At 70.7% G+C, this 26,964-nt stretch carries 21 protein-coding genes; 6 read left to right on the top strand and 15 right to left on the bottom strand.

Features of this window, described 5'->3' with window-relative positions; translation table 11 throughout:
* Nucleotides 1-43 precede the first annotated feature (43 nt).
* Nucleotides 44-532 carry a hypothetical protein gene (locus ACH4S7_RS32575; RefSeq protein ID WP_398524978.1) on the top strand — a complete coding sequence of 163 codons (489 nt, stop codon included), beginning with the start codon at nt 44-46 and terminating at the stop codon, nt 530-532.
* Nucleotides 533-747: 215 nt separating this feature from the next.
* Nucleotides 748-1,296 carry an FABP family protein gene (locus tag ACH4S7_RS32570; RefSeq protein WP_398524977.1) on the top strand — a complete coding sequence of 183 codons (549 nt, stop codon included), beginning with the start codon at nt 748-750 and terminating at the stop codon, nt 1,294-1,296.
* 185 nt (nt 1,297-1,481) lie between these two features.
* Here ACH4S7_RS32570 and ACH4S7_RS32565 read toward each other — a convergent pair whose 3' ends face one another.
* The 15 genes from ACH4S7_RS32565 to ACH4S7_RS32495 all read right to left on the bottom strand — a co-directional run bounded on the left by ACH4S7_RS32565 (nt 1,482) and on the right by ACH4S7_RS32495 (nt 19,133).
* Nucleotides 1,482-1,688, bottom strand: coding sequence for a hypothetical protein (locus ACH4S7_RS32565; protein WP_398524976.1), 207 nt, complete (start codon nt 1,686-1,688; stop codon nt 1,482-1,484).
* 32 nt (nt 1,689-1,720) lie between these two features.
* Nucleotides 1,721-2,335, bottom strand: coding sequence for a GNAT family N-acetyltransferase (locus ACH4S7_RS32560; RefSeq protein WP_398524975.1), 615 nt, complete (start codon nt 2,333-2,335; stop codon nt 1,721-1,723).
* A gap of 143 nt (nt 2,336-2,478) precedes the next feature.
* Entirely contained in the window at nt 2,479-3,882 is a 1,404-nt protein-coding gene (locus ACH4S7_RS32555; protein ID WP_398524974.1) for an aldehyde dehydrogenase family protein, read from the bottom strand.
* Nucleotides 3,882-4,958, bottom strand: a complete 1,077-nt coding sequence (locus tag ACH4S7_RS32550; protein WP_398524973.1) for an AMP-binding protein — start codon at nt 4,956-4,958, stop codon at nt 3,882-3,884. Before ACH4S7_RS32550 ends, ACH4S7_RS32555 begins: the two co-directional genes overlap by 1 nt.
* 30 nt (nt 4,959-4,988) lie before the next feature.
* Nucleotides 4,989-6,188, bottom strand: a complete 1,200-nt coding sequence (locus ACH4S7_RS32545) for a 3-deoxy-7-phosphoheptulonate synthase (RefSeq protein ID WP_398524972.1) — start codon at nt 6,186-6,188, stop codon at nt 4,989-4,991.
* Complete coding sequence (locus tag ACH4S7_RS32540; protein ID WP_398524971.1) at nt 6,188-6,889, bottom strand: hypothetical protein; 702 nt, start codon at nt 6,887-6,889, stop codon at nt 6,188-6,190. The genes ACH4S7_RS32545 and ACH4S7_RS32540 overlap by 1 nt, the downstream gene beginning before the upstream one ends.
* A gap of 253 nt (nt 6,890-7,142) precedes the next feature.
* Nucleotides 7,143-8,495, bottom strand: coding sequence for an LLM class flavin-dependent oxidoreductase (locus tag ACH4S7_RS32535; RefSeq protein ID WP_398524970.1), 1,353 nt, complete (start codon nt 8,493-8,495; stop codon nt 7,143-7,145).
* 120 nt (nt 8,496-8,615) lie between these two features.
* Entirely contained in the window at nt 8,616-10,211 is a 1,596-nt protein-coding gene (locus ACH4S7_RS32530) for an ABC transporter substrate-binding protein (protein WP_398524969.1), read from the bottom strand.
* Nucleotides 10,208-11,887, bottom strand: a complete 1,680-nt coding sequence (locus ACH4S7_RS32525; protein WP_398524968.1) for an ABC transporter ATP-binding protein — start codon at nt 11,885-11,887, stop codon at nt 10,208-10,210. The genes ACH4S7_RS32530 and ACH4S7_RS32525 overlap by 4 nt, the downstream gene beginning before the upstream one ends.
* Entirely contained in the window at nt 11,884-12,720 is an 837-nt protein-coding gene (locus tag ACH4S7_RS32520; RefSeq protein ID WP_398524967.1) for an ABC transporter permease, read from the bottom strand. The genes ACH4S7_RS32525 and ACH4S7_RS32520 overlap by 4 nt, the downstream gene beginning before the upstream one ends.
* Nucleotides 12,717-13,685 (bottom strand): ABC transporter permease, encoded by a 969-nt coding sequence (locus ACH4S7_RS32515; protein WP_398524966.1) that lies wholly within the window; start codon nt 13,683-13,685, stop codon nt 12,717-12,719. Before ACH4S7_RS32515 ends, ACH4S7_RS32520 begins: the two co-directional genes overlap by 4 nt.
* Nucleotides 13,686-13,746: 61 nt before the next feature.
* On the bottom strand, nt 13,747-15,117 hold the full coding sequence (locus tag ACH4S7_RS32510; RefSeq protein ID WP_398524965.1) for an aspartate aminotransferase family protein: 1,371 nt from the start codon (nt 15,115-15,117) through the stop codon (nt 13,747-13,749).
* Nucleotides 15,118-15,300: 183 nt separating this feature from the next.
* The gene (gene asnB, locus ACH4S7_RS32505) at nt 15,301-17,160 is read right to left on the bottom strand and encodes an asparagine synthase (glutamine-hydrolyzing) (RefSeq protein ID WP_398524964.1); all 1,860 of its coding nucleotides are present in this window, start codon (nt 17,158-17,160) and stop codon (nt 15,301-15,303) included.
* A gap of 181 nt (nt 17,161-17,341) precedes the next feature.
* On the bottom strand, nt 17,342-17,647 hold the full coding sequence (locus ACH4S7_RS32500; protein WP_398524963.1) for a hypothetical protein: 306 nt from the start codon (nt 17,645-17,647) through the stop codon (nt 17,342-17,344).
* Nucleotides 17,648-18,209: 562 nt separating this feature from the next.
* Entirely contained in the window at nt 18,210-19,133 is a 924-nt protein-coding gene (locus tag ACH4S7_RS32495) for a LysR family transcriptional regulator (protein ID WP_398524962.1), read from the bottom strand.
* Nucleotides 19,134-19,229: 96 nt separating this feature from the next.
* On the opposite strand from ACH4S7_RS32495, the gene ACH4S7_RS32490 reads away from it, so the two are divergent.
* The 4 genes from ACH4S7_RS32490 (at nt 19,230) to ACH4S7_RS32475 (ending at nt 26,662) form a co-directional block, all read left to right on the top strand.
* Nucleotides 19,230-20,612: an MFS transporter gene (locus tag ACH4S7_RS32490; protein WP_398524961.1), complete on the top strand. Its 1,383-nt coding sequence runs from the start codon at nt 19,230-19,232 to the stop codon at nt 20,610-20,612.
* Nucleotides 20,613-20,996: 384 nt separating this feature from the next.
* Nucleotides 20,997-22,847: a bifunctional serine/threonine-protein kinase/glutamate ABC transporter substrate-binding protein gene (locus ACH4S7_RS32485; protein WP_398525016.1), complete on the top strand. Its 1,851-nt coding sequence runs from the start codon at nt 20,997-20,999 to the stop codon at nt 22,845-22,847.
* Nucleotides 22,848-23,081: 234 nt separating this feature from the next.
* Nucleotides 23,082-24,326 carry an NAD(P)/FAD-dependent oxidoreductase gene (locus ACH4S7_RS32480; protein ID WP_398524960.1) on the top strand — a complete coding sequence of 415 codons (1,245 nt, stop codon included), beginning with the start codon at nt 23,082-23,084 and terminating at the stop codon, nt 24,324-24,326.
* A gap of 188 nt (nt 24,327-24,514) precedes the next feature.
* On the top strand, nt 24,515-26,662 hold the full coding sequence (locus ACH4S7_RS32475; protein ID WP_398524959.1) for an MMPL family transporter: 2,148 nt from the start codon (nt 24,515-24,517) through the stop codon (nt 26,660-26,662).
* The last annotated feature ends 302 nt before the right edge of the window (nt 26,663-26,964 follow it).

Genomic DNA, 26,964 nt, shown 5'->3' with positions numbered 1-26,964 from the left:
AACAGTGATTCCGGGCGACCACATCCCGGAAGGAGCCGAGCTCTTGTCCGAAAACCTGCTCACTCAGCACGAGCCCATCACCCACCCCCAGGCTGCCGCATGTGTGACCGCCGCATGGGACTGTCAGACCCACGCGTTCTACGGAGCACCGGGGAAAGTCGCCGAGAACCTGGCGAGTCTTCCCGAATCCCTTATCAAGCGTCGCGTCTATATGTTGATGATTCAGGGCGAGGGCCGCGCCGAGGCCCATGTCTTCGAACGCTTCAGCCTCGGTGACCCGGAAGGGACCGTCGCCAGTTGGAAGGATGACAGCCTGGGCGACCTCGTCACCCGGCTGACCGAAGTCATCGTGTCGAACAAGGGCGTTCACTGCCCCGGCGAGCAGGTACGGGCCACCTTGGACGAGTCCCACGACTTCAGCGTCGGCAGCCCCGAGCCCGCCCCGCTGACCGCGTCCGAGGCGTTCGGCCCCGTGGTCGCCGCCTTCAAGGACGACAGCTTCATCCAGGCCACGGTGCTGGTGCTCTGCTGAGTCTCCGTCACCGAGGTTCCCTGGTGCGCTCGCGCCTTGCCGCGCGGGCGCACCGCTGTCCGCCGCCAGGGGCGGCGGCCGTACGCGTGCCCCCGACCTGTCCTTCAACCGTTCTCGGTCCGCACGGACACCGGTGCGCCCGGCGTGTTTCGCCGGCCGGGGCGAGGCCCTAGGCTGCACACCCGGCACCGGCTTGACCGAGGAGAGCGCAGCAGATGACCGACTCCGTGCGGCAGTACCCGTATCCCGACGCCCTCCGACCGGACGAGGCACCCGAGCCGCATGCGCTGCTCGCGCCGTTGATCGGGTTCCTGGGCACCTGGGTCGGTCGGGGCCGGGGCGAGTACCCGACACTCGCGGAGGAGTTCGCCTACGCGCAGGAGGTCACCTTCAGCCATGACGGGCGGCCCTTCCTCCACTACGAGGCGCGCGCCTGGCTGCTCGACGCGGACGGCGAACCGCTGCGGCCGTCCGCCCGGGAGAGCGGCTGGTGGCGACCGCAGCCCGATGGGCGGGTGGAAGCGTTGATCACTCAGCCCACCGGCATCGCGGAGATCTCGGTCGGCCACGCCGACGGGGACACGGTCGACCTCAGCACCCATCAGGTGGCTCTCACGCCCACCGCCAAGGAGGTCAACGGCACCCGCCGCCGCTACACCCTGACCGACGCGGACACGCTCGACTTCGTCCACGACCTCGCGGCGGTCGGTCAGCCACTGGGGCACCACCTGTCGGCCCGCCTCCGGCGCGCGGCCAGGACCTAGGTCCGTGGTGGAGGAGTGAGGGGAGGAGGGGGCGGCCTGATGGGGCCGCCCCCTCCTCCGTACGACTGTCGGCCGCTCCGGTCCCGTCGGGGCGGAGCCCGGAGCGCACCGGAAAGGTGACCACCGCTCCCGCTTCCGCCACGCGGTCGTGGCGCCGGCCCTGAACCGCCTGGATCGATCTTCGCTCAGCCGAACGCGGAGAACGTGCGCTCGTCCCTCTCCCCGTGGGAACGCTCCCCGTGGGAACGCCGCAACCCGCTCCAGTCCAGCGCCTGCCGCGCCTGGTGCTGGGTGTGCTCGGCCGCCTTCCGGGCCTCGGCCAGGACGTCGCCCCGCTCGCGTACCAAACGCTCGTAGATCGGTGGATGATCAGATATCTCTGCGGTGTTCATGACGCCAATCCTCCCCGCTCGCCGCCGATCTGTCAGGCCGCCCCCGGGTCGAATCCGATGAAAGGGGGAGAAAGAGGTGCGGTTGCGCCGGTTCTGTAGTCGTTTCCCGCGCTCACGGGACTGTTACGAGGCCGGGTCGGTGTCCGTCGCCCCGGCGGGTCGGCCCAGACCGTCTCGTAGTACCTCACCCGCTCGTCCTCCGCGACCCACCGCATCCCGGCCGCGGCCATCACCCGCTGGGACGCGATGTTGTCATGGTCCGTGTCGCCCCGCACGGAGGTGATGCCGAGACCGCGCGCGAACGCCAGGAACGCCCGCAGCGCCTCGGACGCGTACCCCTGGCCGCGGGCGGCCGGCACCAGGCCGTACCCCATGGTGACGCTGCCGTTGTCGTCGGCGGGGCCGTGGAAGTCCACGCCGCCGATCGCGTACCCGTCCGTACGGCGCCGGATCTCAAAGGCGCCGAGATGCCGGGCGCCACCCTCCGCTGGGAAAAGGAGGACGCGCCTGGCCGCCGACACGTCTCCCTCCATCGGGTACCCGGCCGCCCAGCGAGCGCTTCCCTCCGGGACGCCCGCGATCACTCCCTCGGCTTCAGTGACGGTCAGTGGATGGAGCACCAGTCGCTCGGTCACGAGATCGCTCATGGCCATGGTGACTATCACACGGCGTGGCGGGGTCGCACGGCGTTTTCCGCTCCGGGTCCTCCCGCCCACGGCGGAGGCCCCGCCGGGTCCCCGGACCGGCACCGTTCCCCTGCCATGCGGCGGGGGAACGGTGCCGTGGCCGGTCAGCGGGACACGACAGCCTTGTTCCGCATGAGGAAATCGCCGACGTATCCCTCGTGCGGAAGGTTGCCGTCGCTGTGCACGGTCGGTGCGTTGATATGGACGTTCCCGACGCCGGGTTCGCGCAGCAGCGCGCCGATGAGGTCCGCGTCCTGAGTGATCGCGTTGACGACCAGCGATTCGCGGAACGGACCGACACCGTCCGCCTTGGTCCACGGCGCCACCCACACACAGGGGAACGGCAACTCGGTGCCGATGAGCCTGTCATAGGGGTCCGGGACGCTGAACACGGCGGGGCCGAGCACGACGCCGCCGTCCGGATGCGGTGTCGCCACCTCCTGGAGCGGTATCTCCGCCCGCGCGTGGGAAGCGGATCGCGTCAGATACCCGATCAGCGCGTCCGCGGACTCCCGGGGCACCCGGGGCCCGAGGTGCCGATCCGTGGTCTGCCGCGCACCGGTGAGATCGCGGAGCACACCGGCGAGGTCACGGGCGAATTGTTCGTGGTCACCCTCGACGAGTACCGCGGTCGTGTTCACACAGGCCGCGCCGGACAGCGCGGTGACCGACTCCGCGACGGAGCTCAGGGTCGTGGACGAGACGCGGTCCTGGGTGACGAGGGTCTTGGAGCGGCCCGGGCCGCCGACCTTGATCTGTGGCGAGGAGCCGTAGGTGGACGCGAGGTCGGCGCCGCCGTAGGCGAGACCGAGGTCCGCCCGGCCCAGCAGGGTGGACACCCCCTGGTGTGCCGTGGGGAGGTACACGGCGGCGGTGTCGGGGAACCCGGCCGCCCGGAGTGCGTGGACGACCCGGTAGGCGGTGAACGGTTCACGGCGCGAGGGCCGTACGGCGACCCGGTACCCGAGCGCGAGGGCCTGGAGCCAGCCGTTCTGGATCGTGGGCGCGTTACCCGACAGCACGGCGGCGAGGGTCTCGCCGCGCCGTGTCCAGACGCCGCTCCCGGCCCCGTCGCGGGCCTCCTCCCACGAACGCAGCGAACCGGTCGGCCTCGCGCGGTCGGCGCGAACCGGCGCCTCGGCGATGGCCACGGCGACGGCACGGCTCAGCGCCTCGGTGAGCGGCACGTTGTGCCCGGACACCCGGTTGACGTAGGCGCAGTGCTCCGTGAACGAGAGCCCACCCAACACATCGTCCAGGAATCGCCGGGATGCCTCCGAGAGTCGCTCCGCGCGCTCGTCGGGGGAGAGCGGGGCGGCACGCTTCTGGGCGATGAGGCTCTGCGAGATGAGCAGGTCGGGGCTGAGTGAGAGGGAGGCGACCGGTCCCCCGTCGATGCCGTACAGGGTCTCCCGGGCACGGGTGCTGTGCGTACCGCGATGCGTCAGCAGCGGCAGTTCGACGATGACGTCGTCGGCCTCGGCCTCGCCGTCCGGTGGGGCTGACATCAGTACACTCCCTCGATGACCGGCTCCCCGTCGAACGCGGCGAGCGGCTGGGGCGAGCTCAGGGAGTCGCCGACGGACCCTTCGGGGGCGGGCACGCGGATCACCGAGTCCCGCTCGAAGTTGTTCGGGATGAACACCCCGCTGCTGATGTGGGTCATGCGCACCTGGCCCCGCTCCCCGTACGCCACGGGGCGCCGGGTCTCGGGGTCGACGACGGCGAAGACGACGAAGGGCGAGTAGCCGTCGTAGACGGTGGACGACGCCTCGGTCCCGGCGCGGACCTTCGCCGTGGTCAGGACCATGGTGCTGCCGTAGATGTTCTGGATCACGGTGTCGGGCAGGAGCTCCGCGATGACGTCGCGCGTGTCGTCGTCGAGATGCGCGCCGGCGAAGGCCAGGTACTTGAGGCTGTGCCGCAGCCGGTCGGTGAGCTCGTCGTGCAGGAGTAGTTCGGAGAAGATCGGCGGTGTGATCGTGATGGCGGCGATGTTCTGGGTGCGGATGATGTGCCCCAGTTGGTCGATCAGATGTGCGAGGTACGCGTCGGGGCTGCCGCCCGCGAGGATCAGCTTCTTCACCCAGCGCGGGTCGAGATCCACGGTGTGCAGGACGGATCCGAGTGCCGTCGCCTGGAGGCGGGTGGTGTGTCCGAAGGCATGGGGGCCCGAGGGCATCGCCACCAGCCACGGCTCACCGGCCGGGAAGCCCGCCGCCCGCAGTTCGGCCGTCTTCCAGCCGAGGGCCCGCCGGATCCAGCGCTCGGTGTAGAGGAGGCGTTTGGGGGCGCCGGTCGTGCCGCCGGTCTCGAACACCGAGGGGGTCGGATCATGGACCAGCCCCCTCGGCACGAGATCCGCCACCGGTCTGTTCCGCAGATGTTCGGCGATGTCCGGGAACCTGGCGAGGTCGTCGTAGGAACGGATGTCGGACAGCGGGTCGAAGTCGAGCTCCTTCGCGAGGTCCAGCCACAGCCGGGACCCGGTGTCCTCCGAGAAGTGCCAGACCAGGGCGGCCCGCAGGTATGCGTCCGGGTCGATCGTGGCGGCGTCTTCGAGGTCGAGGAGTGAACGTGTCATGGGTGCTCCCATTCGGGTGGTCGGGCCGGATCACACGGACCAGTGGCTCAGGACGCGCGCGGTCTGCTCGGGGTTCAGGCGGGGGTCCAGGAGCGTGCGGTAACGGGCCGGGTCGCGCGGCTCGTCGGAGTTCTCGGTGCACTCGTGCACGTCCTCGGGCGTCGCCTCCAGATGCAGACCGGCGGGGCGCCGGCCGCTGGCGACGACGATCTCCTGGAACCGCGTCAGTTCGGCGATGATGTGCTCGACATGACGGGTCTTGAAGCCGTACGCGCCCTGGACCGTGTTGCCGTGCATCGGGTCGCTGATCCAGTGCACGTTCTCGACCCGGCGGTGCACACCGCGCACGATCGGGCCCAGTCGCTCCACGTTCTGGTGCCCCAGCCGGGCGATGAAGGTGAGCTTCCCCGGCTCGTCGCGCGGATTGAGGGTGGCCGCCAGTTCCGCCGCCTCCTCCGGTGCGGTGTCCGGCCCGATCTTCACACTGACCGGGTTGCTCAAGGTGGCCGCGACGGCGATATGGGCCCCGTCCAACTGCCGGGTGCGCGCCCCGATCCACGGCCAGTGCGCGGTCGCGAGATGGTGACCGTCCTCGCCCTCGCGCAGATAACGGAGCTCGTAGTCCAGCAGGAGCATCTCGTGGCTCGTCCAGATCGGATCGAGGTTCGCGGTGGCCCGGTGGTAGTCGGCTATCGCCGCGTAGGACGTCTGCGCCGCGGCGTGCGCCTGCGCGATGCGGTCCGGGGACGGCCTACGTGCCTGGGGGGTCGGCTGGGGGGAGTTGATGATGGGGCCGCGGAAGCTGGGCAGGGTCACCCCGCCCACCACCTCGTGATCCTGTGAGCGGGGTTTGGCGTACTGCCCGGCGAGCCGGCCGACGCCGACGACGTGCCGGCCGGTACGGGTGCGCAGATGCGACCGGAAGTGCGTCAGGAAGGCGATCATATTGCGGGTGTTGGCGTTCACATCGGTCTCGATGTTCTCGACGCAGTCGCCGAGCTGCAGGATCAGTCCGCCACCCGCGTCGAGGTTGGCCAGCTCGCGCTTCAGCTCGTCCACCGACGCACGGCTGACGAGATCCTGCGGCGGGAGCGAGCCGAGCGTCTCGCGCAGTGCTTCCCGGTCGGGCCAGTCGGGCTGCTGGCGGGCCGGCAGCCCACGGAAGCGGTCCCAGCCGGTCTCCGCCGTTGCGTTCGGGTCGAGTTCGATGTGTCCGGTCTGTCGAGTCATCACAACTGTCCTTCGGAGACGGTGCGGTGGCCCTCGGCGGGCCGGGAAAGGTTGCGCGATGTGGTCCAGACGCATCCACGGCCGCTCTGGTCCTCGGTCAGCTCATGGGTGGCGCTGAGACCCTTGTTGGTGATCATCCCGGTCGTGGCGGGGACGCAGTATTCGCAAGGGGATCGGAGGGTGATCGTGACTCCGCGGTTCCGGGCGAGCTCCCGGTAGTCCCAGATGGCGCAGTGCCGGATGCGCAGGACGGCACGATCGGCACCGTGCTCGACCCACTCGGTGTCGGAGTCGTAGAGGTCGGCCTGGGCGTTGAGCCGCTCCAGGGGGACGACGGCGTCGTGCTTGGGTCCGGGGTCGACGGCCGCGTAGATCGTGCTGTTGGACTCGGCCCAGGCGCTGAGGTCGTCGTGACCGAAGTGGGCCACCACGAACTGCTCCATCAGGGCCTGCCCCCGGAAGAAGGCCGCCTTCCAGTCCTGCTCCTCCTCGCCCTCCGGGAGCGATTCGAAGATGGCCTGCTTGACCTGGAGGAGTTCCTGCATGTGCACGCCGGCCCGGGCCTCGACGAGGAACCGGGTCAGCCCCGCCTCCGCTTCGAAGAGGCGGCGTTTCCACAGGGCGGTGCGGCGCGCGGTGTCGGACGGGGGGACGGTGCTCGTGCGTGCGCCGGAGGCCGACGCGTGCTGTCGTTCGGTCATGCGTGATTGCCTCTCCTGCTCTGTGAGACCTGCTCCGCTAGGTCCTGTCCGGGCGATCGTCGCGGGCCCGACAGGATCGCCCGGACAGGACCTAGGCACTGTTCCGGATGGGGTGGATCAGCGGGCGGCGCCGGATATGGCGCGAAGGAAAGCGGAGATATGTGGACAGAATGAAGGTGTGCGGGCGTGCCGACGGTGCGGCGGGGGCGCGGTGGCTGTCGTCGGCGCCCGCCGTGATCCCGGAAGGGTCCGGTCAGCCGGAGCGCTGGGACAGCGGGCGGGTGCTGGTGCCCCGGGGGACGCGCGCGTCGTCGCCGCGGAACCGGGGGATGACGCGTTCACAGAGCGCGTCGAAGTCATTGCCGAGGATGATCTGGAAGCCGTCGACCCCGTCGGCGTCGTACCAGCGGCGCAGTTCGTCCCCGATCTGCTCGGGTGTGCCGATGAATCGCGCGTGCTCGCTGAGGGTGAGCACCTCCGCCGCGAACTCCGCCACGGTCCGCCCCGGCGTCCGGGCGAGATCCCACAGCGGCAGATAGCGCGATCCGAACGTCGCGAACACCTCGTCCGGATCCTCCGGGAGCGCGCCCGGCGGCAGCCGGCCGCCGGGGCTCACGCCGTCCAGACGCAGCCCGGGGTACCGGGTCCGCAGTTCGTCCAGCGCCCGCTGTCCGCCGAAGGCGTGGATGCTGTGGTACTGCGCACGTGACAGCCGTTCGGCCTCCTCCCGGGTGCCGACGACATGGATGTAGCTGCCCGGCAGCAGGGCCACGCTGTCGGCCGGCCGGCCGGCCCGCCGCGTCTCCTCGCGGAGGATGCGGCGCAGCTCCCGCGCCGCGCCCAGGGTGGCCGTTCCGGCGAAGACGCCGTCCGCGGTACGGGCCGCCAGCCGCAGCCCCTCCAGTGACGACGTGGCCTGGAGGGTGAACGGGAAGTCGGCCGAGTACGGCGCCATGTCGATGGGCCCCGACTGATCGTAGAACTCGCCGTGGTGCTCGACGTCGGTGATCAGGTCCTCGCGGATGAAGCGGTCCGTCGCCGGGTCGGGGACGTTCGCCGCGGGCGGCCAACTCGCCCACAGCTCCCGGGCGACCCGGATGAACTCCTCGGTCTGTATGTGCCGTCGCTCGCGCGGGACGGCACGCTGGACACCGATCGCGGTACCCGACCGGAAGGAGGACACGACGTTGACCCACGCCCTGCCGGCGGATATCCGGTCCAGGCTGGCGAGCCCGCGGGCGAACGACGACGGATGGGTGTGCAGCGTGGACACGGTCGGCATGACCGCGAGCCGCGAGGTGGCGCCGGCGACGATCGCGGCGACCTGGAACGGCTCGAAGACCGTCAGCGGGGGCCCCGCGCGCAACCCGGCACGGTTCACACCGGAGAAGTCGGCCTGGAACAGCGCGTCGAACCCGGCGTCCTCGGCCCGCTGGGCCGCCCGTACGAAGGTGTCCAGCTCGAACGGGGAATCGGCACGGCCCGCGGCGGTCCGCCAGTCCCGACTCGTCGGTAGATACTGCGCGTTGAGCAGCACGGTCGGCGTGGCGCCGGTCCGCCGTCCGGCGCCGGCCGACACGGTGCCGGTGGGTGACGAGGTGGTCATCATTTCCTCTCGATGGGTCTGTCCAGGCCGCTCGCGGAGCGGGTGCGCGACGGCGGCGTGGAGTGTTCCGGCGTGCGCACCCCCCGGCTCTCCGGGCGGGGGGTGCGGCGTGCGCGGACGTCAGTTCTTCTCGACGCGGTGGAAGATCGGCTCCCATGAGTTGACCGGGAAGGTCAGTTCCCGCACCGAGGTGCGCGCCAGCAGAACCTGCGCGGAGTCGAACAGCGGTATCCCGTGGCCCTGCTGGAGGATCGTCGTCACCGCCTTCTGGACGAGGGCGTTCCGCTTCGCCGGATCGACGGTGGCGGCCTGCTCGGTGAGGAGTCGGTCGACCTCGGGCCGGGGGGCCTGTCCGTCCCACGGCGCCAACTCCGTGTGGTAGAAGGCGGCGATCCCGTCGGCGTCACCGCGGCTCGCCCCCTGGTAGACCGCGAGCTGCCACTTCCCGGACTTGCGCAGGTCCGCCTGTGCCGCGTCGGACACCGGCTTCAAATCGACCGCTACCCCGATCTCGGCGAGGTTGTCCTTCACGTACTCCCAGCCGGAGGCCGCGGCGCCGATGTCCGAGTTCGAGTAGGTGAGCGCCACCCGTAGCTTCTTGCCGCCCTTGGCCCGGATGCCGTCGCCTCCCTTGACCCAGCCGGCCCGGTCGAGGACGGCACGGCTGCGCGCCGGGTCGTGGGTGAGCAGCTTGGTGTTGTCCCGGTAGCTGGGGTGACCACGGGAGACCACGTCGGTGGCGGGTTCGACACCCTCGCCGTAGAAGGTGTCCACGAACTCGTTCCGGTCGATGCCGTGCTGGATCGCCTGCCGCACCGCGGGGTCGGCGAGGACCGGGTCGGCGGTGTTGACGACGAAGGTGTTCACCACGCTGCGGTCGGCGGCGAGGACGGTCCGGACGCCGTCCTGCTTCCCCGCCTGGGAGAGCCCCTTCTCCGTCATCGAGTACGCGAGGTCGTACTCGCCCGCCACGACACCGGCCGCGCGGACGCTCTCCTCGGGCACGATCTGGATCGTCACCCGGTCGACCGCGGACGCGCCCTCGCGTCCGAAGGCCGCGGGGGCCCAGTCGTACCCCTCCCGCTTGACGTACTCGACGCGCTCGTCCTGGACGGCCTCCTTGAGGACGAACGGTCCCGAGCCGACCGTTCCCTCGGCGCAGCGCTCCTTCGGGGACTTCGCGAGCGATGCGGGGGCGATGATGCCGAACTGGCCCTCGGTGTTGGCCTGGAGGAAACCGGCGTTGGGCTTCGTGAACTCGACGCGCACCGTCCGCCCGTCGACGGCCTCGGCGTGGTCGTAGCCGCGCAGATAGGCGCCGGGTGTCGGGGAGACGCCCTGCTCGGCATGGTTCCACAGGGTTTCGAAGTTGTCCGCGACGACCTTGGCGGTCAGCTTCTCGCCGTTGCTGAACGTCACTCCGTCGCGGATGGTGAACTCGTAGGCGCGCCCGCCGTCCAGGTTCTTCCAGGATTCCGCCAGATACGGTTCGAGCTTGCCGGTGTCCGGGTTGTGGCTCAGCAGAGTGTCCAGCACCTGCCTGCCGAAGAGCGCGAACGGGTTGGACTGGGCGTAGTCGAAGCAGGTCGGATACCAGCCGTAGGCGACACGCAGATGCGTGGTGTCCGAGGTCTCGGCTCCGCTCGTGCAGCCGGTCAGCAGGAGCGCGGCAGCTCCGGAGGCGGCGAACAAGCGCGTCAGGGGCGCGCGGGTCATGGTTGCTTCTTCCTGTTTTGAGAGGGGAGGGGGGTGACGGGGGCCGGCAGCCGGAGGGTGGGGACCGCGTCCAGCAGGGCACGGGTCCAGGGGCTGGTGGGGGCTTCGAAGACGGCAGCGGTGGGGGCGTGTTCCTCGACCCGGCCGCGGTGCATGACGATCACCTCGTCGGCGACGGCACGCACCACACCGAGGTCGTGCGAGACGAGCAGATAGGCGACACCGAGTCGTTCCTGTAGCTCACCGAGGAGTTTCAGCAGGGCGAACTGCACGGCCTGGTCGAGCGCCGAAACGGGCTCGTCCAGGACGACGACGTCCGGTTCCAGGGCGAGTGCACGGGCGATCGCCACCCGCTGCAACTGCCCGCCGGAGAGCTGGGCAGGCCGGCGTTCGGCGAGTTCGGCCGGCAGTTCCACCTGCTCAAGGAGGTCCAGGGCGCGCCGGGCCCGCGATCGGGCGTCGCCGACGCGGTGTGCCTCCAGGGGCTCCGCGATGGCGCGCCCGACGGGGAACGACGGATTCAGGCTGCGGGCCGGGTTCTGGTACACGAGCTGCACCCGGCGGGCGAAGTCCGCGCGGGCCCTCCGGCCGGCGCGCGCCTCCGCGCCGTCGAGGAACACCGCTCCGGCGTCGGGGCGTTCCAGCCCGGTGAGTAGTCGCAGCAGGGTGGACTTCCCCGCGCCGGACTCGCCGACCACCGCGACCGTCTGGCCCCGGTGGAGGGTGAGGCTCACATCCCGTACGGCGTCGACGGGCGGCTGGCCCCTCCCACCGGCGAATGATTTGACCAGTCCGCGCGATGCGAGCACGACCTGTGGCGGGGACGCCGGCCGGAACGCGGGGCGGGTGGGCAGTCCGCTCGGCAGCGAGGTCAGCAATTGACGTGTGTAGGGGTCCTGCGGGTCGTCGAGGATGTCCTGGGTCGGCCCGGACTCGACGACGCGTCCGGCGCGCATCACGATGAGGTGCTCCGCACGCTCCCCGGCCACGGCGATGTCATGGGTCACCAGCAGGACGGACAGGCCGCGTTCGGCCCGTATCTCGTCGAAGAGGTCCAGCACCCGCCGCTGGACGGTGGCGTCCAGGTTGGAGGTCGGTTCGTCGGCCAGCAGCAGACGCGGCTCGCCGACGAGCGCGAGCGCGATGAGGATGCGCTGCCGCTGCCCTCCCGACAGTTCGTGCGGGTACTGGCGCAGTCGCAGCACCGGCCGGTCGATGCCGACGGATTCGAGCGCGGCGACCGTACGGTTCCGGCTCTCCTCCTTGTCGGTGAGGCCCAGGAAGTGTCGGTGCAACTCCGCGAACTGCGCTCCGATCCGCATCAGCGGGTCCAGCGCGCGGACCGGGTCCTGGGGGACGAGCCCGACCGACCGGCCGCGCAGCGCACGGGGATCGTCCACACGGTGGACGGCGCCGGAGTCGTCCAGGAACTCCAGCCGCTCGAAGCTGACACGCGCGGTGCGCGGGGTGAGGCCCAGCAGTGCGTGCAGGGTGGTGGACTTGCCCGAGCCGGATTCGCCGACGATGGCGACCGCCCGGCCCGGAGGGACGGTGACGGAGAGACCGTCGACCGCGACCGGGCCGTCGTGTCCCCGGTGCTCCGGGTAGGTCACCCGGAGTCCTTCGAGCCGCAGCAGGGCGCTCCGGTCCGTCGCCGTTTCGATGGTGGCGGTCATACCGGCCCCGCTTCCGAAGCGCCGAGGGCGCGTCCCACCCGGTGCAGCGCGAGCACGACACCCGCGAGCACCGCGCCGGGGAGGACGGTCAGCCACCACGACGTCGCGAAGTAGTCCCGGCCGGCGGCGATGAGGTTCCCCCACTCCGGGTCCGGCGGTTGGGTGCCGTAACCGAGGAAGCTGAGGGCGGAGACCGACAGCACCATCGTCGCCAGCTCCAGCGCGGCCAGTGCGGTGATCGGGCCCCGGGCGTGCGGCAGGACGTGCCGCAGGAGGACGCGGTGGCGGGGGAGCCCGTAGCCGTTCGCCGCCTCGACGAACGTCCGCGCGCTGACGCGCAGCACTTCCGCGCGGGTGACCCGGGCCAGGGAGGGTACCGAGGCGATGCCCACGGCGACGGCCAGATTGACCGGACCGGTGCCCAGGCCCGAGACGATCAACAGCGAGATCAGCAGCGAGGGCAGGGCGAGGAGCACATCGACGGTGCCCATCAGCACGCGATCGGTGATACCGCCGAAGTAGCCGGCGACCAGGCCGATGAGGACACTGAGACCGAAGGCGAACGCCAGCGCGAGCAGGGCTATGGACAGGCTCGCCTGGGTGCCGTGGACCACCCGGCTGAACAGGTCGCGGCCGAGTTCGTCCGTACCGAAGAGATGCCCGGCCGACGGCGGACGCAGCCGCTCGGAGACGTCCTGGGCGAACGGATCCCCGGGCGCGGCCACCGTCGGCAGCAGTGCGGCGGCTCCGGTGAGGCCGAGGGTGGTCAGTGCGATCCACGGGGCGGAGCTCCGCGGCCGTGATCGGGCGGGAAGGACGGTCAGGACGGTCATGCGGACGCTCCACTGCCTCGGTGCCGCATCCTCGGATCGAGGACGGGATAGAGAAGGTCGACGGCGAGGTTCACCGCGGCGAAGAGCATGGCCGCGAGCACCGCGATGGCCAGGATCACCGGCGCGTCCTGCGTCTCCACCGACGAGGCGAGTAGCCGTCCGAGCCCCGCCCTCGCGAACACCGTCTCCGTGATCACCGTGCCGACCAGCACCCCGCCGACGGTCAGTCCGGCCAGGGTGACGAAGGGAAGCAGCGCGTTCCGTGCCACATGGGTGAGGTACACGCGGGACCAGGGAAGTCCTCGGGCCCGGAGGAGTTCGACGAAGCTCGCCCCCTGGACGTCGTCCAGACTCCGGACGAGGACGGCCGTCAGCGAGGCCGACACCGGCAGGGCGAGTGCGACGGCGGGCAGCACCAGCCCGGACAGACCGGTCCCGCCCGCCGACGGCACCCATCCCAGGGTGAAGGAGAACAGTTGCAGCAGCAGCAGTCCGAGCCAGAACGCGGGGACCGCGGCGATCAGCGCGGGGGCGTTCACCAGGGTCCGGTGCAGGACGCTGTCCCGCCGCCAGGAGGTCATCAGTGCCAGGGCGACAGAGAGCGGTATCGCGATGACAAGCCCGCCGCCCGCCAGGGCAAGCGTGTTCGGGGCCACCGCCGCGAGGATCTCCGGCACTGGCTTGCCCGACTGGAAGGAGGTGCCCGGGTCCCCACCGAGGAGTTGCCCGAGCGTCTCGACGTAGCGGACCAGCAGCGGCTGGTCGAGTCCGTACTGCGCGCGCAGCGCCTCGACCTGTTCGGATGTGCTGCCCCCCGCACCCGCGGACCGGCGCTCCAGCATCAGGGCGACCGGGTCACTCGGCAGGGCGTAGAGAAGGAAGAACGACAGCGTGTACACCGAGAACACCACGACCACGAAGTAGCCGCAGCGGCGCAGCACGTACACGGCGGTCGATCGACTCACGGCCGGCCGTTTCAGGGAGCTGACCCGAGATCCGGCCGGGTGCGGGGTTTTCGTCATGCTGTCAGAACCTCGCCCAGGCGTCGGTGAGAGCCGTGCGCAGCACCTGCTCGATGAACTCGAACTCCGGCGCACCGACGATGGCCGGGGGAGCCAGCAGGATCGCCGGGTCTCCCCGTTCGTCGAGACGGGCGTGCAGACCGGCCTCGCTCAGCGCCGGACCGAGCAGTTCGTCCAGGAGACGGCGGCGTTCCAGCGGGGTGAAGGGCTCCCGGGTGTTCTTGTCCTTCACCAGCACGACACCCCAGAAGTACCCGGCCCCGCGCACATCGCCCACGATCGGCAGATCGCGGAGCTTCTCCAGGGTCGAGCGGAACAGGTCCTCGTTCGCGCGGACGTTCTCATTGAGCTTCTCGCGCTCGAAGATCGCGATGTTCTCCAGACCGACGGCCGCCGCCACTGGGTGACCGCCGAAGGTGAGACCGTGCACGAAGGTGTTCTCCTTCTTCGTGAACGGTTCGAACAGACGGTCGCTGACGATCGTCGCACCGGCCGGGATATAGCCGGATGTGATGCCCTTGGCGCCGGTGATGATGTCGGGTGTGATGCCGAAGCGATTGATCGCGAAGAAGTCGCCGATGCGTCCGAACGCGGTGATGACCTCGTCGGCGACCAGGACGACCCCGTACTTGTCGGCGATCTCGCGGACCCGCTCGAAATATCCCCGGGGCGGTGGGATCGCCGCTCCCGAGTTCTGTACCGGTTCGAGGAAAATCGCGGCCACGGTCTCCGGGCCCTCGAATTCGATCGCCTCCGCGATCCGGTCCGCCGCCCAGCGCCCGAAAGCCTCTTCGTCGTCGCGCAGATGCTCCGGTCCGCGGTAGATATCGGTGGTGGGCACCTTGTGCCCGCTCGGTACGAGCGGTTCGAAGGGCGCGCGCAGACCCGGCAGCGCGGTGATGGAGAGGGCGCCGTGCGTGGTCCCGTGGTAGGCGATGGTACGGCTGATCACTTTATGGCGGCCGGGCTGGCCGATGGACTTGAAGTACTGCTTGACCAGCTTCCAGGCCGTCTCCACGCTTTCGCTGCCGCTATTGGTGAAGAAGACACGGTTCAGATCGCCGGGCGCTCGCTCCGCGAGGGCCTCGGCAAGCTCGGCGGCGCGCGGGTGAACGGCGTTCCAGATGGGGAAGTAGTCGAGTTCCCGGATCTGCTTCGCGGCTGCTTCCGCCAGTTCGGGCCGGCCATGACCGACGTTGACGGCGAACAGCCCGGAGAGGCCGTCCAGGATCCGACGCCCCTTGTCGTCCCAGAGGTAGGCGCCCTCCGCGCGGGTGATGACCGGGACCTCGCCGCCGGCGGTGAGTTTCGCGTGATTGGTGAAATGCAGCCAGAGATGGTCACGGGTCTGCTGTTGGACGTCAGTGGTGGACAAGTCGCGCTCCCAGGGGGTGTTGTTCCGCGGTGAGACAGCCGGTGGTGTGACAGCCGGTGGTGTGACGGATGGTGGTGTGACGGATGGTGATGGGGCTGCCGGGGGCTCCCGCCCGGGCGAGGCGCCGAGGAGAGGCCGTGTCGGCGGCGCGGCGCGGTGCGGGCGGGTCGGTGTGGGGCTGCGCTAGATCGCCAGCTTCGGTGAGTACTGCCGCAGCCAGGAGGCGAAGTTCAGCACGACCTCGCCCTCGAAGTTGCTGACGAGACCGTGTGACCTGGCCGAGTCGGTCAGCCCGCCGGGAGCCAGCACCCGCGGGGCGAAGATGTCCGCGAGCCCGTCGGGTGGGTCGGCGAGTACGCTCGCGACCTGCTGTTCGAGCTTGCGCGAGTAGTCCGGGTCCGGTGTGGTCGGGTAGGGCGACTTCTTCCGCTCCAACACGCCCACCGGGAGCAGATCGCGCACCGCGTCGCGCAGCACGCCCTTCTCCCGGCCGCCCGCGTTGTGGATCCCCTGGTCCAGCGTCACCAGGTGCTCGACGATCCGGTGATCGGTGAACGGGACCCGTACCTCCAGACCGTTGGCCATGCTCAGCCGGTCGTTCCGGTCCAGCAGCATCGGCAGGAAGTAGGAGACGCCGAGGTGGATGATCTCCCGGTGGCGCCGCTCCTCCTTGCTCAGCCCCGACTCGAAGGTGAGCCCGCCGAGCGCGGTGGCGTACGCGTCGCGCAGATACTCGTCCAGGCGCAGCGTCCGGGCGAGATCGGGGTCGATCGTGCTCAGGACCCGCTGATGGAGATGGCCGTGGGCAGGACTGTCCGCGATCCACGGGAACGTGTCGGCCCAGACCGCGCGGGGTTCGTGGAACCACAGGTAGCCGCCGAGGAGTTCGTCGGCCGCCTCGCCGGAGAGGGCGACCGTGGCGTGCTTGCGGACTTCGCGGCAGAGCAGGAGCAGGCTCGTGTCGAGGTCACCGAATCCGTTGGGGAGGTCCCGCGCGCGCACCGTGGCATCGCGCACGGCCTCACTGGCGAGCAGTGAACTGTCCAGGACGATGTTGGCGTGCCGCGAACCGATGTGGTCCGCCGCCTCCCGTGCGAACCGACGGTCCAGGGCGGACCGCGAGTCGACCGAATCGGCCGCGTCCGCGAAGTCCACGGAGAACGAACTCACCCCGGCGCGCCCCGGCAGACCGTTGGCTATCGCGGTGACGGCCGAGGAGTCCAGCCCGCCGGAGAGGAACGTGCACAGCGGCACATCGGCGATCGTCTGCCTGGTGACGGTGTCGTCCAGCAGCGAGCGCAACCGCTCGACGGCCTCGTCGAGGTCCTTCGCCTCGGACGGCTGACCGATGAAATCCTTGACGTCCCAGTACCGGATCGTGCGGATGCCCCGTCGGGAGAACTCCAGCACCTGGCCGGGCAGCACCTCGGAGATCCCGCGGTACGGGTTGGTGCCCGGGAACTTCAGCAACGGCAGCACGAGCTGCCGCAGGCCGTCCTCGTCGACCGCCGTGACCACGTCCGGATGCGCGAGGATCGATTTGGCCTCGGACCCGAAGATCAGGCTGCCGCCGTCGTGGTAATAGTGCAGCGGCTTCACGCCGAGATGATCGCGGACGAGCCACAGCGTTTCTTCCTGGTTGTCCCAGACCGAGAAAGCGAATATCCCGTTGAAGCGCTCGACGGCGCGCGCGCCCCATTCCACCCAGGCGGCGAGAACCACCTCTGTGTCGCTCGACGTTCGAAACGTGTGGCCGCGAGTGGAGAGCTCTCGGCGTAGCTCCTGATAATTGTAGAGTTCACCGTTGTAAGTGAGCGCCCAGCGGGTTTCGGAACCCGGCGATGCGGGGAAAAGCATGGGCTGCTCGCCGTTCTCGATATCGATCACCGAGAGTCTTCGGTGTGCGATCACCGCATAGCGGGAGAGCCATACCCCGGCCCCGTCAGGGCCGCGGAGCGCATGCTCGTCGTTCATTTTCTCCGCAATGGTCTGCGCGTCCGGACCGAGCCCAGACAGATCAATCCATCCGGCTATTCCGCACATGACAAATCCCCTTGTTTCTTGTATCCCTCGTAATGGATTCGCGCCGGGGTGATCGTGACGTCGACGTGGTGAACCGGGCCGCGGACGCGGCGTACCGGGTCACGGACGTGATGAACCAGGTCATAGACGCGGCGTACCGGGTCACGGACGCGGCGCACCGGTCACACCGTCACGTGCTGCCTTATCGGCGACAGTCGCCTTCGCCGAACGGAATCATCCGGTCCTCGTATCCCGAGAGGCTGGGCAAGGAGAGCACGTGGCGACGGCTGAGCCCACGGGTGAGTTCGGACCGCTCCGCCAGATCACCGGTCGCGGAGGTGTGGCCGTCGAACGCGTTCGGCGCCTCGGTGGGCGTGGCATGACGATGCCCGACGGCGTGGCCGTCGATGGAGGAGCCGGGGTGGAGGTGGAGCACGAAGCACGCGTCGACGGAGGTCCCCGCCTGGGGCCACTGTCTCGTACGGGATGGAGCGGAGCCGTTCGCCATCGCTACTCCGGGTGCGTCAGTGCCGGTGGCGACGCGTGACGCGTGGCGGACCAGCAGAGGTCGAGAACCGAACCATGGAAAACTGGAAAAGAGTTCAGGTCTGACAACAGACGCACATGACCGCACCGCGCCGCACGCCGGGCGGCGTGTCAGGGGTGCGGGTCGGAGTGCTCATGAATCGATGATCGCAACAGGCGGCGGGCCGACGCAAGGAGTGCTCGCCAACGTCCCACGATCCGAGACGATATGGGCTCCACCAGCGGCTAATGCTGACGAACTCCGTCTCACCGCAGGTGTGTTCGGCGACAGTTGCGGCGGACGGCGCGATGAGAACGGGCGTCGGCGACCTCGGGCCCGGGGGCCAACCGTGTGGATTGATCGGCCTGTTGATCCGCCGTTCGGAAGGCGCGCGGGGCACGTCGGAGCCGGTTGGTCCGGGGGATCGCGGACGGAGTCCGGTCGGGGGAGCGGGGGAGCCCGGGAGACCGCTCCCGGCGGGGGGTCGGGGACGATCGCCGGTCGGTCGGACCGGCCGGGGGGCGAAGCCCCCGGCCGGACCGGATCAGACGGGAAGTCGCTCGGGGGTCCGCGCCCGGCTGAACTCCTCGTCGAGGAGGTGGGCGAGCGTGGTCAGTTGCCGGGTGGTGCGGTCGGTCCGCCAGATCAGGCCCATCTGTGAAGGTTCGTCAAGGCCGTCGATCAGGAGATAGCGCACATCGCTGCGGGTGGCCCGCTCGGCCAGCGGGCGGCAGACCAGCATGCCGTGCTCGCCGGAGGCGACGAGCGCGAGTCCCTCCTGGACGGTGGTGATCCCCGTGGTGGAGCGGATGGGGGCGCCCGCGGGTGTGGAGCGGGGCACCCGGGCGACCATCCAGTAGTCGGGGGCGTCCCCGGTGGGATGGAGGAGATCCAGGCCCGCCAGCTCCTCGACGTGTGCGTGGCCGGCGCCGGCGAGGGGGTGTGAGGACGCGACCGCGAGCAGCCGGTCCTGCGGCGGGAAGCGGAAGCCGGTCGTCAGTGCCGCCTCGTTGACGGGGAGTTCGACCACGGCGGCGTCGAGCCGGCCGGCGAGCACGGCGGAGAAGGGTGAGCCGATGGGGATCTCGCTCAACACCATCGTGACGTCGTGGTGGGCGCGTAGCTGACGGAACGCCTCGGTGACCTCTTCGTAGACGCTGCCGTGGAAACCGATGCTCAGTCGGCGCAGGGTGCCGCTGCTGGCGCGCTCACGGGCCTGGGTGATCACCGTGGTCAGCGCCTCGTACGCCGGGCGCACCTCGTTGACGAATTGGGCGCCGAACCGGCTGAGCCCCACGCTCCGGCTGGTGCGGTCGACGAGGCGCACGCCGACCCGCCGTTCGGCGGCGGCGACGAGCTGACTGACCCGGCTCTGGGAACAGCCCAGACGGGCGGCTGTCCGGCCGAAGTGCAACTCCTCGGACAGTACGAGCAGGCACTCGATCTCCTGGACGTGAACCTGGTTCATCGTGTCCTCTCGCTCCCTCTCATCGATTACTCCAGCTTATCGAACCGTGAGGAGATCGCTGTTGTTCCCGCTCAGGCGCGCTGCTTGATTGGTGTCATGGTTTCGTATGCACCGGTGAAGAACACCGACCCCGATCCGGATCGCACCACACCGTGGCAGTGGGTGGCGGTCGTGGTGTTGTCCTTGAGTACGTTCGTGGTCGTCACCTCCGAGATGCTGCCGGTCGGGGTGCTGACTCCGATGGCCGACGGCCTGCGGATCAGCTCGGGCACGGCAGGGTTCAGCCTGACCATCACCGGACTGGTGACCGCGGTCACCGCCCCCGCGGTGCCGCGCCTGTTGGGTGCGGTCGACCGGCGCCTGGTGCTGGCGGTGGCGATGCTGGTGCTGGCGGCCGGTAACGCGCTGAGCGCGGTGGCGCACGGCTTCGGCCTGCTGGTCGTCTCCCGGATCGTCCTCGGGATCGGGATGGGGGCGGTGTGGGGCCTGGCGGCCGCGGTCGCGATGCGCCTCGTGGCCCCCCGTAACGCCGCGCTGGCGGTGTCCGCCGCCGTCAGTGGGGTGGCGGCGGCCTCGGTCGTCGGCGTGCCCCTGGGCACACTCATCAGCAACTCCTTCGGCTGGCGCGCAGCGTTCGCCGCCCTGTCCGTCGCCGCGGTGGTCCTCGCCGCGGGCCTGCTGCTGTCGCTGCCCCGCCTTCCCCGCCCCGCCGTGCCGGCCGGCACCAGCGACCGGGATGCCCACGAACCGCTGCTGCGCACCCGCTCGGTGACCGTCGGCCTGGTGCTGATCCTGTTCCTCGTCACCGCGCACTTCGGCGCCTACACCTATGTGAGGCCCGTCCTCGAAGAGCGCACCGCATTGTCCCCGGGGGCCGTCGCCCTGGTCCTGCTGGTCTACGGAGTCTTCGGGCTGGTCGGTAACTTCGCCGCCGGTGCCCTGGCGGCGCGCCGCGCCCGTGTCACGGTGCTGGGCCTGACGGTCGGCATCGGCGCGGCCATCGCACTGCTGGCGATCTTCAGCACCATCGGCAGTCTCACCGGCGTCAGCGTCGCCCTGTGGGGCCTGACGTACGGCGGCCTTTCGGTGGCCGCCCAGATCTGGATGACCCAGTCCGCCCCGCACCGCGTCGAGCAGGTGACCGGGCTCTATGTGGGAGTCTTCACCGCCGCCATCGCCCTGGGCGCCTTCCTCGGTGGCACCATCATGGAATCGGGCGGCATCACCCCACTGCTGTGGAGCGCGGCCGGGCTCTCGGTCGTGGCTCTCGCCGTCGGTCTGATCGGCCCCGGTCCGACCGCTCTGCCGGGAGACCCGGCCGATCCCGCCGCCACGCCGGAAGGATCCCCCGGGAGCGCGCCGGCCGAACCGGACGCCGCACGGACCGTCGAGTCGCCGGCCGGGTCGTCCGCTGGGGCGCCTGCTGCGGCGGCGCCCGCCGGGCCTGCCGTCGCACCGAGCGGAAAGTCGAAGTCATGAGCCGGCCCTGACCTCCGACACCCGCAGGTCAGCCTGACATCGAGGGTGGCGCGGTCGGGGATCCCTCTCCCCGGTCGCGCCAACCGCGCATTCCCCAGGGCATGCTGACCATCCATCATATGCAGTCGCCCGTCATGCGCCGTCCTCCCGCGCGCCCTGGCGAGGGTCGCCCGGGAGATGGGTGAGCCCTCGCCCGGCCCGGGTGCGTATCGTCGTCATTCATGACGTACCACCCATGCTCCGGCCGTGGTGGCCGGCTGACTGTCGGCGCCCCTCATGGGTGTGGCAGAGTCGGGCGGCAGTGTGGGGTCGGTGAGCCCGGGGGCGTGCAGTAATCGTGTCCGGTTCCCCGGCCGGGGGGTTGAGGGGGACCGCGTGGCGCAGGTGATCGACGGCCGTTTCGAGTTGCTGGCACGGCTCGGCGGCGGTGGCATGGGACTGGTGTGGCGGGCACGTGATCTCGCCCTCCACCGTGAGGTGGCGCTCAAGGAGGTACGCCCACCCGACCCGGCACTCGCCGAGTACGACCCGGAGGGTGCCCGCGCGCTGCGCGCTCGCGTCCTGCGGGAGGCCAGGGCACTCGCGCGGATCGACCACCCCAATGTGGTCACCATCCATCACATCGTGGACGGTGGCGAGCACACCTTTCCGTGGCTCGTGATGGAACTGGTCACCGGAGGCTCGCTCCAGGAGCGGCTCGACAGGGACGGCCCGCTCTCCCCCCGGGAGGCGGCCGGGGTGGGGCGCGGGGTGCTGGCCGGATTGCGGGCCGCGCACGCCGCGGACATCCAGCACCGGGACATCAAGCCCGCGAACGTCCTGCTGCGGCCGGACGGCCGGCCACTCCTCACCGACTTCGGCATCGCGGCGATCCAGGGCTCCACCGCCCTCACCGCGGCCGGTTCCTTCATCGGCACACCCGACTACATGGCTCCCGAACGCGTCGGCGGCCAGGACGGCGGTCCGGCGGCCGACCTCTGGTCGCTGGCCCTGATGCTGTACGTCGCTGTCGAGGGGCGCCACCCGCTCCGCCGCGCCAACGCGCTGGCCACCCTGGCGGCGGTGCTGAGCGAGGATGTCCCGCCGCCGCGCGGGGCGGGTCCGCTCGCCGAGGCACTGATGGCCGTACTGGTACGGGACCCGGAGGCGCGACCGGACGCCGGGGCGCTGGATGAACTGCTGAAGGCGGTGGCGGCCGGGGCGGCGGACGGACTCCCGCAGGTGGCGGAGGGCGTCTCCGACACTCCGACCTCGTACCCCCTCGCACCACCGGCCCCGCTCCCGCCCGTCCCCACCCCGCAGCCCCACGCGCGACCCGCACCGTCCCGTCAACCCGCCCCCTCCCCGCAGCCCGCACCGACCTCCCCGCAGTCCGTACCGTCCCGGCCGGTGTCGGCCTGGCGAAGGCGCGGTTGGGCGTACGCGGCGGCCCTCGCCGTCCTGCCGCTCAGCGGCGCACTCCTGTGGAACCTGCTCCCGGACGGTGGCGGTGACGGAGGTTCGGGCGGCTCACCGGACACCGGATCGAACGACGGGCAGAAGCTCACCATCGGAATCAAGTTCGATATGCCCGGCCTCGGGCTCAAGACCTCGGAGGGCCGGTACACGGGGTTCGACGTGGATGTGGCGCGCTACATCGCCCGTGCCCTCGGCCGTGACCCCGACGACGTCGAATGGAAGGAGGCCAGAAGCGCCGACCGCGAATCGATGCTCCGGAGCGGAGACGTCGACTTCGTCGTGGCCACCTACGTGATCAGCGACAAGCGGGAGCGAGAGGTCGACTTCGTCGGCCCCTATCTCGTGGCCCGGCAGGACGTCCTGACCCGCGTGGACGATATGACCATCGCCAGACCCGCGGACCTGAACGGCAAGAAGGTCTGCGCCACCACGGGCTCCGCCTCCTCCCTCGCCCTGCGGACGCTGGTCGCACCGGAGGCCGAGATGCGTGAGCGCGACACCTACGCCCGGTGTCTGACCGATCTGGTGAACGGCGCCGCGGACGCCGTCACGACCGACGACGCCGTCCTCGCCGGATACGCCGCCCAGAACCCCGACCGGTACCGGCTCGGCGGCTTCCGGCTCTCCGAGGAGCGGTACGGCATCGGCGTCCCGAAGGGCAGCCACCTCAAGGCGGGGATCCAGGCCGCACTGGACAGGATGGTCGCGGACGGCTCCTGGAAGAAGGCGCTGGCGACCAACCTCCCGCTGCTGCGCCGGGACACACCCCTGTCCTGAGGCAGGCCGTGTCCCTCCGGTGATCGGTCGTGGCCCCAAGTTTCCGCCCCCCGGCGGTGTTGCTGCGGGGGAGAGGCGGGGACCGACCCTAGAGTCGGTACCCCGGTCCCCGCCACGGTGTCGATCCGGCCGGGGCCGACCCGCATCCGCCGGTGCCGGACAGCGGGAAGAACGGACGGGACAGCAGACGGCCGGGGCAAGCCGGTCGGCCCCGTGGGAAGAAGGGCGGTCACCATGCCCGTGGCTAACGCCGGTACGCCGGACGCGCTGGTGGTCGGAGCGGGGCTCGCCGGGCTCGCCTGTGCCCAGGACCTGCGCTCGGCCGGGATCGTGGTCCGGATCGTGGAGGCATCGGACGGCGTCGGGGGACGGATGCGCTCCGACCGGCACGAGGGATTCGTCATCGACCGCGGCTTCCAGGTCTTCAACACCTCCTACCCCCAGGCCAGGCGCCGCCTCACCCTCCGCCGACTGCGACTGCGCCCCTTCACCCCGGGAGCCCTGGTCCACACCGAGCGCGGCCGGCTCCGTCTCAGTGACCCGACCCGCGGCCACCGACGGCTGTCCGGTCCGATGCCGGTGCGCGGAGTGGCCGCCCGGGACCTGCTGGCACTGGGGGTGCTGTCGGCGCGGGACATGCTCGGTCCCGTACGCCCGCTGAAACACGCCGAGGACCACACCACCTTGACCGCGCTCGCGGCGGCCGGCTTCTCCGAGGAGTTCGTCGAGGGCTTCTTCCGCCCCTTCCTCTCGGGTGTCTTCCTGGAAGACGAGCTGGAGACGTCCAGCCGGGTCTTCCACCTCGTGTGGCGCAGTATGTTGCGCGGCACCCTCTGTCTGCCCGTCGCCGGTATCGGCGCCGTGCCCGCCCAACTCGCCGAGGCGCTCCCCGCGGGGGCGGTGCAACTGGAGTCCCCGGTCGAGCGGCTCACCGACGACGGTGTCCTGCTCCGCTCGGGCCGCGAGATCGCCGCGCGCGCCGTGGTGGTGGCGACGGGCCCCGCGGGGGTGGCCGCACTGCTGCCCGGCGTCGACCTGCCGCCGTACCGGGTCGTCACGACCTACTACCACTCGGGCGGGTCGGCGTCGCTCGGCGAACCCATCCTGCTCACCGACGGCCGGCGCCGATTCCTCAACACCTGTGTGCTCAGCGATGTGGTGCCCGAGTACGCGCCGCCGGGCCGCAACCTGATCGCGACATCAGTGCTCGGCATGGACACGCCGGGTCGTGAGGCCCGGGTACGGGAGGCACTGGCGGAGGCGTACGGCACCGGAACGGCGGACTGGGAACTGCTGACGGTGCGCACCGTACCCGACGCCCTGCCCGCCATGCCGCCGCCGCAACCGCTCAACCGGCCGGCCAGGGTCGGCCCGGGGCGGTACGTCTGCGGCGACCACCGGGCCACCGGCTCGGTGCAGGGCGCGCTGGCCTCCGGGGCGCGGGCGGCCCGTGAGGTACTGCGTGACCTGGGCCGGTGAGCCCATCGGCCCGGGCATCCCGGCCATATCTCGCGCATCCATTCGGCCGGTCCGGCAAGAAGTAGCAGTACCGGACGGCTCCCTTTCGCCGCCCGGTCCCGCGTGGACAATCTGCGGCACCTGTCCGCCGGGGGGTGGTCGGCCCCTCATACGGCCGCCCAGACAGTCACCGTGCACCTGGGAGAACGATGTCCATCACCCCGCGACGAGCCCGCTGGCTGGTCCCCGTCATCCTGCTCGTCGCCTGGCTCGGCATCGGCGGCGCCTTCGGGCCCTACGCCGGAAAGCTCGGCGAGGTCGCCACCAACGACCAGGCCGCCTTCCTGCCCCGGAGCGCGGAGTCCACCGAGGTCATCGCGGCGCAGCGGGCGTTCCAGCAGAAGGAGACGGTGCCCGCGATCGTCGTCTGGACCGCTGACGACGGCGGCCCGCTGGGAACGGAACAGCGGAACGCGGCCGGTGCGGCGCTGGAGTCACTCGCCGCGATACCCGGTGTGACGGGGCAAATCTCCCCCGCCCTGCCCTCGGCCGACGGGCAGGCCCTCCAGGGAGTGGTACAGCTCAGGCCCGACCTCGGCGACGAACTGCGGCCCGCGCTCGACCGGATCCAACAGGCTGCCGAACGGGTCCCCGGCACCGACGTCCGGCTGGCGGGGCCGGCGGCCGGGGGAGCGGACCTCTCCGATGCCTTCGCCGGGATCGACGGACTGCTGCTCGGGGTCGCCCTCATCGCCGTGCTGATGATTCTGCTGCTCGTCCACCGCAGTGTGCTGCTCCCCCTCGTCATCATCGCCGGGGCGGTCTTCGCCCTCGCCCTTGCCTGCGCCGCCGTCTACGTGCTCGCCGACCATGCCGTGGTGCGGGTCGACGGCCAGGTCCAGGGCATCCTGTCGATCCTGGTCATCGGCGCGGCCACCGACTACGCCCTGCTGCTGACCGCCCGCTACCGGGAGGAACTCGCCGTACAGGTCGACCGGTTCGCCGCCGTACGGGCCGCGCTGCGGCACTCCGTGGGGGCGATCGTCGCCAGCGCGGCGACCGTCGCGCTGGGCCTGCTGGCGCTGCTCATCAGCGATCTCACCAACAATCGGGCGCTGGGGCCGGTCGGCGCCATCGGTATCGTCTGCGCCGTGCTGAGCACCCTGACCTTTCTGCCGGCCGTTCTGGTGCTCCTCGGCCCGGCCGCCTACTGGCCCGCGCGGCCTCCGTCCGCCGGGGGTGGCACCGCGGAAGAGCAGGGATCTGCCGACGGAGTGTGGCGCCGGGTGGCGGCACTGATCGACCGGGCACCCCGCAGGGTCTGGTCCCTCACGCTGGCCGGACTGCTGGTCTGCGCGGCCTTCGCACCCGCGCTCACCTCCAAGGGCGTACCGCTGGACGAGATCTTCGTCAACGACGCACCGTCGGTCTCCGCGCAGCGGGTGCTGGCGCAGCACTTCCCGGGCGGTTCGGGAAACCCCACGGTGGTCATCGCCGACGCGGACCGGGCCGGGCAGGTGACGGCCGTGGCGCGGAAGACCGATGGGGTGGCCACCGTCGCGCCGGTCACCGGCCGGGACGGCGCCCCTCGGGTCGTCGACGGCCGGGCCCGCATCGACGTGACGCTCAAGGACGCGGCGGACAGTGACGCGGCCAAGGACACCGTGGCCCGGCTCCGTACCGCCCTGCACGCCGTACCCGGCGCGGACGCCCTGGTCGGCGGCTACACGGCGCAGCAGTACGACACCCGGGTCACCGCGGAACGGGACCGCACCCTGATCGTCCCGGTGGTGCTCGCCATCATCCTGGTCATTCTGATCGGCCTGCTGCGCTCCCTGCTGATGCCGGTGCTTCTGGTGGCGACGGTGGCGTTGAACTTCCTCGCCACCCTCGGTGTCTCGGCGCTGGTCTTCGAGCACCTGCTCGGCTTCAGTGGCACCGATCCGTCGGTCCCCCTGTACGGCTTCGTGTTCCTCGTGGCACTCGGTGTGGACTACAACATCTTCCTGATGTCCCGGGTCCGCGAGGAGTCGTTGCGCCACGGGGTACGGGAAGGAGTGCTCAGGGGGCTCGTCGCCACCGGCGGGGTGATCACCTCGGCGGGCGTGGTGCTGGCCGCGACCTTCGCCGCGCTCGGCGTCATCCCGCTGGCCTTCCTCGTGCAGATCGCGTTCATCGTCGCCTTCGGGGTGCTGCTCGACACGGTGGTGGTCCGGTCGCTGCTGGTGCCCGCACTGGTACGGGACATCGGGCGGCTCGCCTGGTGGCCGGGGAGGCTGAGCCGTCCGTCCGGGATGACGGCCGGCCCCGGAGCCGGGGACGGCGCGGTTCGCCTCCCCGGGTCAGCTCCGCAGTAGCGACCGGGCCTTGGGCCAACTGTCGGAGCGCGCCCATGCGTCCGCGACCAGTGTGCCGCCGAAGTCGTGCTACTGGCCCGTCAGTGGGTACTGTCGGTGCAGGACGGCGACAGAGGCGAGAGAGAGGCCGTTTCATCATGGCGGAGGGCACATCCGAGCCTGTGAATCCGAACCCTCAGCCGAAGCCGACATGCCCGCGCTGCGAGCAGTACCACTGCTGCTGCCCCCAGCTACAGCTTCCCAGGTAGGTCCTATGCTTCCGGAGATCACCGAGCACGAGTGCACCAATTGCGGCGCTCCCG

Origin of the sequence: Streptomyces sp. NPDC020965, from assembly GCF_044333555.1 — a bacterium.
GTDB lineage: Bacteria > Actinomycetota > Actinomycetes > Streptomycetales > Streptomycetaceae > Streptomyces.
Note: the sequence above shows the minus strand (reverse complement) of the source record. Positions and strands in the feature narration are given on the sequence as shown.

Coding starts and splice junctions, on each gene's coding strand:
- ACH4S7_RS32475 (WP_398524959.1), top strand. CDS start 24,515: ATGTCCATCACCCCGCGACGAGCCCGCTGGCTGGTCCCCGTCATCCTG.
- ACH4S7_RS32530 (WP_398524969.1), bottom strand. CDS start 10,211: ATGACCCGCGCGCCCCTGACGCGCTTGTTCGCCGCCTCCGGAGCTGCC.
- ACH4S7_RS32535 (WP_398524970.1), bottom strand. CDS start 8,495: ATGACCACCTCGTCACCCACCGGCACCGTGTCGGCCGGCGCCGGACGG.
- ACH4S7_RS32565 (WP_398524976.1), bottom strand. CDS start 1,688: ATGAACACCGCAGAGATATCTGATCATCCACCGATCTACGAGCGTTTG.
- ACH4S7_RS32545 (WP_398524972.1), bottom strand. CDS start 6,188: ATGACTCGACAGACCGGACACATCGAACTCGACCCGAACGCAACGGCG.
- ACH4S7_RS32570 (WP_398524977.1), top strand. CDS start 748: ATGACCGACTCCGTGCGGCAGTACCCGTATCCCGACGCCCTCCGACCG.
- ACH4S7_RS32520 (WP_398524967.1), bottom strand. CDS start 12,720: ATGACCGTCCTGACCGTCCTTCCCGCCCGATCACGGCCGCGGAGCTCC.
- ACH4S7_RS32550 (WP_398524973.1), bottom strand. CDS start 4,958: ATGACACGTTCACTCCTCGACCTCGAAGACGCCGCCACGATCGACCCG.
- ACH4S7_RS32480 (WP_398524960.1), top strand. CDS start 23,082: ATGCCCGTGGCTAACGCCGGTACGCCGGACGCGCTGGTGGTCGGAGCG.
- ACH4S7_RS32495 (WP_398524962.1), bottom strand. CDS start 19,133: ATGAACCAGGTTCACGTCCAGGAGATCGAGTGCCTGCTCGTACTGTCC.
- asnB (WP_398524964.1), bottom strand. CDS start 17,160: ATGTGCGGAATAGCCGGATGGATTGATCTGTCTGGGCTCGGTCCGGAC.
- ACH4S7_RS32560 (WP_398524975.1), bottom strand. CDS start 2,335: ATGAGCGATCTCGTGACCGAGCGACTGGTGCTCCATCCACTGACCGTC.
- ACH4S7_RS32490 (WP_398524961.1), top strand. CDS start 19,230: ATGGTTTCGTATGCACCGGTGAAGAACACCGACCCCGATCCGGATCGC.
- ACH4S7_RS32500 (WP_398524963.1), bottom strand. CDS start 17,647: ATGGCGAACGGCTCCGCTCCATCCCGTACGAGACAGTGGCCCCAGGCG.
- ACH4S7_RS32525 (WP_398524968.1), bottom strand. CDS start 11,887: ATGACCGCCACCATCGAAACGGCGACGGACCGGAGCGCCCTGCTGCGG.
- ACH4S7_RS32540 (WP_398524971.1), bottom strand. CDS start 6,889: ATGACCGAACGACAGCACGCGTCGGCCTCCGGCGCACGCACGAGCACC.
- ACH4S7_RS32555 (WP_398524974.1), bottom strand. CDS start 3,882: ATGTCAGCCCCACCGGACGGCGAGGCCGAGGCCGACGACGTCATCGTC.